At 39.0% G+C, this 11,456-nt stretch carries 7 protein-coding genes; all 7 read left to right on the plus strand.

What is annotated here, in order from left to right; translation table 11 throughout:
- The first annotated feature begins 55 nt into the window (after window positions 1-55).
- The 7 genes from LPB89_RS21690 (at window position 56) to LPB89_RS21720 (ending at window position 11,405) form a co-directional block, all read left to right on the plus strand.
- A complete protein-coding gene (locus LPB89_RS21690; RefSeq protein WP_230703701.1) occupies window positions 56-3,955 on the plus strand; it encodes a non-ribosomal peptide synthetase in 3,900 nt (1,299 codons plus the stop codon).
- Between the two features lie 77 nt (window positions 3,956-4,032).
- On the plus strand, window positions 4,033-5,634 hold the full coding sequence (locus LPB89_RS21695; protein WP_230703702.1) for an MBL fold metallo-hydrolase: 1,602 nt from the start codon (window positions 4,033-4,035) through the stop codon (window positions 5,632-5,634).
- A 35-nt stretch (window positions 5,635-5,669) separates the two neighbouring features.
- Complete coding sequence (locus tag LPB89_RS21700) at window positions 5,670-6,638, plus strand: TauD/TfdA family dioxygenase (protein WP_230703703.1); 969 nt, start codon at window positions 5,670-5,672, stop codon at window positions 6,636-6,638.
- An 84-nt stretch (window positions 6,639-6,722) separates the two neighbouring features.
- Window positions 6,723-7,979 carry a KamA family radical SAM protein gene (locus tag LPB89_RS21705; protein WP_230703704.1) on the plus strand — a complete coding sequence of 419 codons (1,257 nt, stop codon included), beginning with the start codon at window positions 6,723-6,725 and terminating at the stop codon, window positions 7,977-7,979.
- Between the two features lie 132 nt (window positions 7,980-8,111).
- Window positions 8,112-9,356 (plus strand): efflux RND transporter periplasmic adaptor subunit, encoded by a 1,245-nt coding sequence (locus tag LPB89_RS21710; protein ID WP_230703705.1) that lies wholly within the window; start codon window positions 8,112-8,114, stop codon window positions 9,354-9,356.
- 29 nt (window positions 9,357-9,385) lie between these two features.
- Entirely contained in the window at window positions 9,386-10,096 is a 711-nt protein-coding gene (locus LPB89_RS21715; protein ID WP_230703706.1) for an ABC transporter ATP-binding protein, read from the plus strand.
- Window positions 10,089-11,405, plus strand: a complete 1,317-nt coding sequence (locus tag LPB89_RS21720; protein WP_230703707.1) for a TolC family protein — start codon at window positions 10,089-10,091, stop codon at window positions 11,403-11,405. The genes LPB89_RS21715 and LPB89_RS21720 overlap by 8 nt, the downstream gene beginning before the upstream one ends.
- Window positions 11,406-11,456: the final 51 nt, after the last annotated feature.

Genomic DNA, 11,456 nt, shown 5'->3' on the forward strand with positions numbered 1-11,456 from the left:
TGTGTCCAGAATTTACAAGATACTTTCAAAGAAAATAGAATTAAAAAATATTTTCATGTATCCGGTATTAGGCGATTTGGCAGAACTGATTATCAATGAAGACTTTGAGGAATATACACCAATTACAAAAACAGAAGAAAAGGACTATTATCCACCATCCTATCCGCAAAAACGTATTTGGGTATTAGAAAAACTGGAAGCCTCCGGTGAAGTATACAATATGCCGCATACGTACTGGCTGGAAGGAAATCTGGATAAAGACATCTTAAAACGAACTTTTGAAACGATCATAGAACGTCACGAGGTATTCAGAACGGTTTTCGTGGAAACGATGGAAGAACCGCTTCAAAAAATTGTACCGTTTAATGAAATTGATTTTGATATTGATTATGTCGATTTACGAAAAGAGCAGGAGCCTAAAAACTTCGCGATCGGACTGGCACAAAATGCTTCTCAGGAAATATTTGACCTGGCGGAAGATCTTCTGATAAAAGTAAGTTTATATCATACGGCCGATGACGAATACCTGTTCTTATTTAATATTCATCATATTATAGGAGATGAGTGGTCTTTACAAATTTTGAATAAGGAAATCATTACCATATACAATGCCTATTCCAAGGGAGAAGATCATCAATTACCCGTATTAAATATTCAATACAAAGACTTTGCGACCTGGCAGCAGAACGAGCTGAGTGGTGAAAACTTGCAGCGTCATAAAGATTATTGGAATGAAAAAATGGCAGGTGAAAGGGAACCGCTGGACTTAACCACTGATTTGGTACGTCCGCTGTCCCGTAAGTTTAACGGAGATCGTTTGTATTTTACCATAGATGCTGAAACCGCCAAAAAATTCCAAAAAATACTGTCCAGAGAGAACAGTACCTTATTCATGGGACTATTGACCCTGGTAAAAACCATGATGATTCGATACACCGGAAACGAAGAACTCATTATTGGAACAGCCATTACCGGAAGAAGCCATACCGACTTAGAAGATCAGATTGGATTCTATTCCAATACATTAGCATTTAAAAGCAGGTACAAGGAAAAAGACTCCTTCTTAAGCTACTTGCAAACCGTAAAAACTACGGTACTGGAAGCATTTGATCACAGAATTTATCCGTTTGATAAATTAGTAGATGACTTAAAATTAATCAGGGATTTAAGCAGGTCATTGCTTATCGATATCATGGTGGTATTGCAGGATGCCAACGCAGATGATGAAAGTACACTGCACTTAAACGGAATGGAGATTGAAGAAACCAATGTGCGAATGCCTATTAGTAAATTCGATTTATCGTATTATTTCAGGGAACGTGACGGAGGATTAATCATGACTGTTGAATATGATACCGATATCTTTTTTAAAGATCGTATCGAAAAAATGGGAAGCCATCTGATTCAGTTATTGTCTTCCATTGTAGAAAATCCGACAGAAGAAATTTACGGATTAAATTATCTTCAAAAAGAAGAAAAACAGTTGCTGTTATCAGAATTTGCGGGAAAAGGAAGTATAAATACGCCCGGTGAAACACTTAGTGACTTGTTTGAAAAACAAGTTCTGAAACACGCAGATCGTATAGCGTTAGTTGACGGGGTTTATGAAATGACCTATAAAGAACTGAACGAAAAAGCAAATCAATTAGCACAATACCTGAAAAACACCTACGATGCAAAACCGGAAGATGTAATCGGAATTATTGCAGAACACAATCAGTGGCTCGTGATCAGTATTCTCGCCATCGCCAAAACAGGAGCAGCCTATTTGCCGATGAATGCAAAAACACCAATCGATCGTATCAACTATCAACTGGAAGATGCAGGCGTTACCTTAGTGCTGACCGATCATTTTGAAGAAAAATTAAAAGCCGAAACTTTCAAAGTACCGCAGGAATGGTATCAGTTAGAACAGTATCCAACGACCAATCTTCAGAACCTGGCCCATACCAATAACCTGGCCTATGTCATATACACATCGGGTTCTACAGGAAAACCGAAAGGCGTGATGATTGAACAGGCAGGATTAATCAATCTTTGTGAATGGCATGCTGAATATTATGGCGTAACACATCAAAGCAGGGTAAGCATGTTCGCAAGCATCAGTTTTGATGCAAGTGTCTGGGAATTTTGGCCGGCAATTTTACAGGGAGCTGCAGTATATATGGCCGCTGAAAAACAGGAAACGGGTTTTGATAACCTGATGGACTGGATTCACGAAAAAGAAATCGATCAGGTATTCCTGCCAACAGCAGCCTGTAAGTTTCTGATACAGTCCGGAAAAGAAATTAATCCGAACATAAAGATTCTGACAGGAGGAGACACGCTTGGAATTTTAGGTAACGTTCCTTTTACGCTTTATAACAACTACGGCCCAACAGAAGCCGTTGTGGTAAGTACGGTTTTTAAAGTTGATAAAGAATCCGAAGAGAGACAGGTGCCAATCGGAAAACCAATAACGAATAAAGTAATTTACATACTCGACAATAAGCTTAATCCAATGCCGGTAGGTTTTGAAGGCGAAATGTATATTGGCGGAGCCGGCATCGCAAGAGGCTATATCAACAATGAAGAACTTACAAATGCAGCTTTCATTCCAAACCCGTTTGGAGAAGGACGTTTATATAAAACAGGAGATGTAGCAAAATGGCTGGAAGACGGAAACATTGAATTTATCGGACGAAATGATGCACAGGTCAACATACGCGGACTTCGTATAGAATTAGGGGAAATAGAAAGCAATTTGCTGTCACATCCGCTGCTGCATCAGGTAGTGGTAAACGTACATGAAGTACAGGATGATGAATACCTGATCGCTTATTTTATTTCTGATGAAGTACTGGAAAAGAACGATCTCAAAGAATACCTGAGAGACTTCCTGCCAGCCTATATGATTCCGGAACATTTCATTCAACTGGAAAAATTCCCGCTTACGCTGAATGGAAAAATCGATAAAAAAGCATTACCAACACCAACGGAGATTTCTAAAACCGGATATGTAGCACCAAGAAACGAAAATGAAGTACTGATGGTCGAAATCTGGAAAAAAATCCTGGAACGTGAAGAAGTGGGTATTGAGGATAACTTTTTTGAGATTGGCGGACACTCGATGAAAGCCCTTCAGATGGTTTCAAGGGTAAATGCTGAAATGGATTTAAGAATCAATTTAGGAAACGTGATCAGCGGGCCGTACATCAAGGATCTTGTAGAATTAATCAGTAATTACCAGCGTGATTTCAATAATATTATTACCCTGTCCGATACCGCAGAAAAAGGGGAGGATGCATTCTTCTTTCCACCGTTAATGGGAACTTCATTAGCCTATCTCGGAATTGTAAAAATGCTGAAAAACGACTTTAATTGCTACGGAATCCAGGATAATGGATTTGATTTTGACGAACCATTTGATAAAAACCTCGAAGACAAAGCCTGGAATTTTGTACGACAAATTACGAAGGACCGTTCCCCTGGAAAGCTGACATTGATTGGGTTCTCGTTAGGAGCAAGTTTAGTTTTTGAAACGGCAAAAATATTAGAAGACAGAGGATTTGAAACACGATTGATCCTCATCGACAGAAATATCAGCAGAAGAAAACCAAAACTGACCGATGAAGTCAAACAAGCCAATGAAAATGAGTTGCGTTACCTGGAAGGATGGCTTAGTGGTTTTGAATACAATGAAGACCAGATCATCCGTATCCGAAAACTCTGGAGAAACAACATTGAACTCAACAACAAGTACAAACAAAGAGGGAAAGTAAAAGGAGATATTCTGGCATTCAAAACCAAAAATAACATCAGCAATGAATTCCTGAACATGAAAGAATGGGAAAAATTTACGACAGGTAAATTTGATCATATCTATCTTCAGGGAAATCACTACGATGCCATTCAGTTAACGAAGAATATCGAAATCATCGCGCAGGAACTGTTGGGTGCTACGATTCAGTCCTAAACCACTCACTTATTAAATAATATATTTTATCTGCTACAAACAAAAGCAGGTCAGAAAACGATATCAAAATTATTACTATGAAAAATGAAAAAGTATATCTAAAACCCAATGTCATTTTAGAACCGTTAATCGATAAATGGTATGCCTGGACGCACTTGATTTATCCCCCAACGGCAGCAATGAACATGAAATCCAGGCACTTAAAAATCATGAATTCCTATGTACAGGCACCCAATATTCATATGGCAGCAACCAAAAACCCTAAAATGCTGGGCGGCCCTTTTATGAATTACGATTCCAATAGAAAAGAAGAAGTACAGGGACTTATTAAACATGCTTTTGAAGAACGAAAACCAATGTTTGAGCTGGCCGAAGCCATTCATGAACTGACCCGCCTGTTAAAAAAACACGGAACCGGGCATTCACTTGAACCGCTATACGAAAAAGTACCGGAGATCCTGAAAGGCTATGTAGAACTTAATTATGACCTGAATGGAAATCCTTCTTTTCGCATCTTTGAAAGTCTCATGTACAAAAGTGAATATTACAATACAGATACACAGAGTATTACGCTTTGGCTAACGGAAAATGATGAACGCCCTTTTGTACTGAGTACCGCAAGGCTGCCCGAAAAAAATTGCCTGGAAATCAGCATCCCTTTTGCACACGAAGCCATCGATAAAATGTGCAGCATGCGAAACGAAGCAGATACCCTTGAAAATCTGATCAGGGATTTCAATATCGGTGAAGACCAGAAAGTACTGTTTGAATCCTTTTTTACCACAGAAAAACCGATAAAATATCAAAAATATACAGGAGATAAAATCAGGATGCGCTACTATGGCCACGCCTGTATCTTAATCGAGACCAAAGATATTTCGATATTGGTAGATCCGGTAATCAGCTATTACGGCTATCAAAACGAAGTAAACAGATACTCGATGCAGGACTTGCCGGACGAAATTGATTATGTACTGATCACGCACAATCATCAGGATCATATTCTTTTTGAAACAATGCTGAGTTTACGCCATATGGTCAAAAATATTGTAGTCCCAAAAGGCACCACCGGAAATCTTCAGGATCCCAACCTAAAAATCATGTTGCAGACAATTGGTTTTAAAAACGTGGTCGAATTACAGGATATGGAAACCATCGAAGACAAAGAATGTAAAATAACAGGAATTCCATTTTTAGGAGAACACGGTGACTTAGATATTCAGGCCAAAATTTGTTACCACGTCAACATAGGAAAGAATTCAATGATATTCATGGCAGACTCCTGCAATATCGAACCTAAACTCTATGATTTAGTGGCAAAACAGGTAGGTGATATCGATGTGATCTTTTTGGGAATGGAGTGTGACGGTGCTCCTTTCTCCTGGGTGTACGGCCCCTTAATCGAAGGAGAAGTCGACAGGGAAATGGATAACGGCAGAAGACTTGCCGGATCCAACTTTGACAGGGGAAAAGGACTGGTAAAGTCCTTTAAACCAAAAGAATTGTACGTATACGCGATGGGATTAGAGCCGTGGATAGAATTTATCAGCAGCGTTCGTTTTGATGAAGCAGCGCATCCGATAATCGCCTCCAACAATTTAATCAGCCATTGTGCCGAAAATAATATCAAAGCCGAACGCCTGTACGGTGAAAAAGAATTACACTACGAAATTGACTAATAAATAAGTAACCAAATAAAAAAACTGGAAAAAAAATGAAAACATTAGCATCACAAGAAGGCATACTGGTAGAGGAGAACAAATATCCGATGACAATCACTTTTAAAGACGGGAGCATGGATAAATTTTTAGCCTATTACGAAGAAAACAAAGAAGTTATTGAAGACCGATTAAGAAATATAGGCGCTATTCATGTAGTAGGAATCAATATTGATAACGTGGATAAATTCGGAACCCTAATGAAAAATTTATGCCCGAAAGCCCCGGACTTTTTGGACGGTAACTCCTCAAGAGGAAAATACTCCTCCAATGTATACAACGCTTCCGAATACGACGAAGCTTCCATTGTGAGACTGCATACAGAATTCTCTTATTCCAACATATATCCGAAGAAAATATTTTTCTGCTGCCAGAACCCGGCTTCGACCGGAGGACAAACAACTGTTGGGGACTGCAAAAAAGCTCTGGAATTAATAGAGCCGGAAGTAGTCAAAGCTTTTGATGAAAAAGAAATCATATACATCCGGAACTTACATTCCGGAGGCGGTTTAGGCCCATCCTGGCAGGAAGCATTTGAAACCGAAGACAAAGACTTCATGGAAGCGTATTGCAAAGAAAATGGCATAGAAGTAAACTGGAAAGCAAACGGAATAGTGCGATTGACACAGCGCAGGCCGGCCATCAGGAAACACCCGGTTACAGGAGACCGCTTGTGGTTCAATCAGGTAGACCAGTTCTTTCCGGCCATATACGGAGAAGAAATTTATGAGACTTTATTGGAAATGAACGGTGGGGAAAAAGACGCCCTGCCTATGTTTTCCCGTTTTGCAGACGGCACAGAAATCAAGAAAGAATACATTGAAAATATAATTAAAGTACTGGACGACATTACCATACCGGTTCCATGGCAAAAAGGGGATTTATTAATGGTCGACAACATGACTGCCCTGCACGGAAGATTACCGTTTACGGGCCCTAGAAAAATTTTGGCGTCAATGGGATAAATTCCGCCCCGGAAACAGATAACCGGATATCATACAATGACTTTTAAGGTTACCAGGAAAAATTTATAATTTAATAAAGTAAATATGGAAAAATTTAAATCATATACATTAGGTCAGCTTGAAAAAATTCCTCAGTTAAGTGGACTTAGTGAAGAGCAGTTGGAAGAAATTAAAATCGTCAGCTCAATATATCCTTTCAAGACAAACAACTATGTACTGGAAAAACTCATCGACTGGAATAATATTCCGGATGACCCGATTTTCAGACTCAATTTTCCGCATAAGGGAATGCTGCTGACAGAAGATTTCGAGCAGCTGAAACATATCAGGGCTAATGGTACGGATGAAGAAATTAAGGAGGTGATTTATAACATCCGAATGAAATTAAATCCGCATCCTGCAGGACAGGTAGATTTGAACAGTGCTTATATCAATGACGATAAACTGGAAGGAATTCAGCATAAGTACAAAGATATTTTGCTTTTTTTCCCCAGCCAGAGCCAGACCTGTCATGCCTATTGTACTTTTTGTTTCAGATGGCCGCAGTTTATAAACGATCTGGATTTTAAAATTCAGTCTAAGGAAATTGGCCCGCTTTTAGAATATCTGAATGAAAACCCGCAAATTTCAGAAGTACTGTTTACCGGAGGGGATCCAATGATCATGAACTCCCGTGTACTAGATTCTTATATAGAGCCATTGCTAAAAGTAGACAGCATAAAAACAATACGAATAGGAACAAAAGCACTGAGTTACTGGCCTTATAAATTTACGACAGACGAGGATGCGGAAGGAATGCTGAATGTGTTGGCAAAAGTGACCAAAGCCGGAAAACATTTAGGTTTTATGGCACATTTCAATCATCCGGTCGAGTTAGAACCGCCTGTGGTAAAAGAAGCCATTGATAACCTGATAAAAATTGGGGCCACCATCAGAACACAGTCTCCATTATTAAGATTTATCAATAACAGCCCGGAAACGTGGACCAAAATGTGGGAAAAACAAGTGCAGCTCAACTGTGTTCCGTACTATATGTTTTTGCCAAGAGATACAGGGGCACAGCATTATTTTGCAGAAACGTTAGAAAGGGCACATGAAATTTATTCCGAAGCCATACGTAACTGTACCGGTTTAGCCTCTACGGCAAAAGGGCCTGTAATGTCAATGACAAATGGTAAAGTAGAAATCCTGGGTGTTAAAGAGGACATCTACACCTTACGTTACGTAAAGCACAGGGACGACAGCAAAACCTTTAAAGTTTTCACAGCCCAGTCCATCAGCCCAAAACCAATGTGGATTGGTGATTTAGAGGAAATAAAATCAGAAATAATGAATTATTAATTTTAATCTCAGTTCCATAAAAGAGTTCAGTGATAAAATTATGGAACTGAGTAAACTATGGCTATAAAGCCTCAGTAAAAAGAAAGAACAGGATTATTGCTGAAAGCAATAAAATTTAATAGTATAAACAGAATGGATAAAAAAATCTCTAAAAAGAAGTGGACCTATAAAAAAATAAGTTACGTCGCAGTCGGTGGTTTCTTCGCAATTTTTATAGTGTATTTTCTGGTAGCATATCAAAACAAATCGACATTAAAAATAGATCCCGCAAAAGTGGCATTTTCTAATGTTGAACAAGGTGATTTTCAGGAATATATTGTTCAGCAGGGAGAAGTAGTGTCGGGAAGAACCTATTTTTTAGACGCAGTTGAAGGCGGAAATATTACCAAAATTTTCAAGGAAAGCGGTGTTCAGGTCAAAAAAGGCGATAAGATAGTAGAGTTAGAAAACATCAATCTGAGACTTAGCGTTCTGGGACAGGAAAATTCATTAAGCGAACAGATTAACAGAATCCGTACGACAAGGCTTGAATTGGATCAGAACTTTTTAGCCAATAAACAGCAGTTAGCCCAGATTGAAAATCAACTGCAGATTTTAAAACCACAGTTTAGAAGAGACAGTATATTATTTAAAAAGCAATTGATCTCCAAACAGGCTTTTGAACGGACAGAGGCAGATTATAAATACAACATCAAAAGAAAAGTATTTACACTCAAAGCATTTGAAAGTGATTCTGTTTCCCGTGTCGTGCAGATCAGGCAGTTGCACACTTCAGAATTAAGCATGATGGAAAACCTGGACGGGGTTAGAAAAATACTGGATTATCTGGTTATAAGAGCTCCTATTGACGGACAATTAACGTCTCCCCAGCTGCAGGAAGGGCAGAATATCAATAAAGGAGAACGAATTGGTCAGGTAGATATTACAGGAGTTTACAAAGTAAGAGTACCGATAGATGAACTGTACCTTTCCAAAATTAAACAGGGACTTCGTGCCACTACCGAAATTGGCAATAAAACCTACGAACTTCAAATAACCTATGTCTATCCCAATATCAAAGACGGCAGATTCGACGTAGATATGCAGTTCATGAAAACCATTCCACAGGGAATTACAAGAGGACAGTCCTTACGTTTAAAAATTGATTTAGGAAATCCTTCCATCGCCACGTTAATTCCGGTAGGCGGATTTTATCAGAGCACGGGAGGAAACTGGATTTACGTAGCAGAAGGAACGAACAAGGCCGTAAAAAGACAGATAAGGCTGGGAAGACGAAATGTGGCGCACTACGAAGTCATTGAAGGACTGAATCCGGGAGATCGGGTTATTATTTCCTCTTACAGCACTTTCGGGGATAATGAAGAATTAGTATGGTAACTGAATTATTAAAATACAATTAAAAAGACATGATAAAGCTAAATAAATTAATGAAAGTATATACGAGCGATGAAGTTGAAACTACAGCCGTAAACGAAATAAGTCTAAACATTAAAAAAGGAGAATTTATAGCCATAATGGGACCCAGCGGATGTGGAAAATCATCCTTGCTGAACATTTTAGGACTGCTCGATAATGCTTCCGGCGGAGAATACTGGTTTGGAGACGAAGAAGTGGTCAAATATGTAGAAAAAGACAGAGCCAGCCTGAGAAAAGGAAACATAGGATTCGTTTTTCAAAGTTTTAATCTTATCGATGAATTAACGGTATATGAAAACGTCGAATTACCGCTTTTATACCTCAAAATGACCAGTGCCGAACGTGCCGAAAAAATAAACCAGGGGCTGGAACGAATGGGAATCATGCACAGGAAAAGCCATTTTCCGCAGCAGCTCTCAGGAGGACAGCAGCAGAGGGTAGCGATTGCAAGAGCAATTGTAACCAATCCGAAAGTAATTCTTGCCGATGAGCCCACAGGGAATCTTGATTCTGCAAACGGGACGGAAGTAATGAACTTACTAAAAGAGTTAAACCAGTCCGGAACCACAATCGTAATGGTAACCCACTCACCGGAAGATGCTAAATATGCAGATCGGATCATTAACTTACTGGATGGAAAAATAGTAACCGAAAACACGAATAAGGCACGAGAACTAAAACTTGCGATTGACAATGAATAAGCTATGTTTTTTGATTTTGTTTGCAGTAAACATTTTCGCTCTGAAGGCACAGGAAAAACTGAGTCTGGATCAGGCGTTAAAACTGGCATTGGAAAATAATGTGGATATTGCTAAAAATAAAAATGATGAAGCCAGTACAAAATATGATAAAAAAAGAGCTTATTTTTCATTGTTGCCAAGTGTAAATGGTTCCGGAAATGTATTTGAATCTACCGGAACCAATTTTGATCAGTTAACCGGAATGTTACGAACAGAAACCGGACAATATGTAAACGGATCCGTTACGGCAAGCTGGGACATTCTGAATCTGGCCGGTAAACTTTCCGATGTAAAACTTTCCAACTCTAATTATGAAAGCCAGAAAGCACAGCTGGCCTATACAAAAGAGTTTATCATACTAAAAGTAGTCGGAAGATATCTGGAAACCCTTCAGGCAATGAAACAGGACGTAATTTATAATAAGTTCTGCGATGTGCAGGAAGAACAATTAAGAAGAACCGATGAACTGATAAAAGTGGGTTCCCTGCCGGGACAGGATTTTTATACCCAAAATGCAGAATGGAGCCGTTTAAAATCTTTGCGGGAAGACAACCTCAATGTAATGAATGCAAAGAAAAATGAATTAATCCTGCTTTTAAGACTGGACCCGTCTAAGGAAACCCAGCTCGACAGTATTCTCGGTGAAGGATTTTTTAAAGGGAAAATGAACATCGACAGTCTCTATCAAAAAGCGCTGGTGAGCCGTAAAGATTACCAGCAAATTGAAGCAAAATCAATGGTAAAAAAGTATGAACTGGCTTTACAGCGATCTAAGTTTATTCCTTCGGTTTCTATTTACTACGATTATGGTTCCCGATATTCTTCCTTTCAGACCAGAAGATTTAACGATCAGTTTTATAAAGACAATATCACGACCACCATTGGTGTTTCGGTACAGGTTCCCATATTTAACGGATTGCAGACCAGAAATGTGGTATACAAGGCCAGACAGGATTTTAAGAATGCCGAACTTGATGTCGTGCAAACCAAAAGTAATATCTATGTAGAGCTGAAAAACTTAATGTCTACCATTGCTGCAAATGAGAAAAAAGTCACCTACAGGCAAGACCAGACAGAATCGGCAAGAAGGGCGTACGAGCTCGAAAAGGAACGTTATTATCTGGGACAGGGAAGCCCGCTTGACTTAGGCGTGGCACAACGAAACTATGTAGAAGCTTCCTTATCCTTAAATCAGATTAATTATCAATTGACATACAACAGATTTGAACTCCTTTTTTATACTGGGGATATTATCTCGCTGGTTCAATAACAGGCTAACAGGTACACCTTAAAGCATCCGTTTTAATCCACACCTCTAAAG

This window comes from Flavobacterium sp. ENC, from assembly GCF_020991415.1.
Lineage (GTDB): Bacteria > Bacteroidota > Bacteroidia > Flavobacteriales > Flavobacteriaceae > Flavobacterium.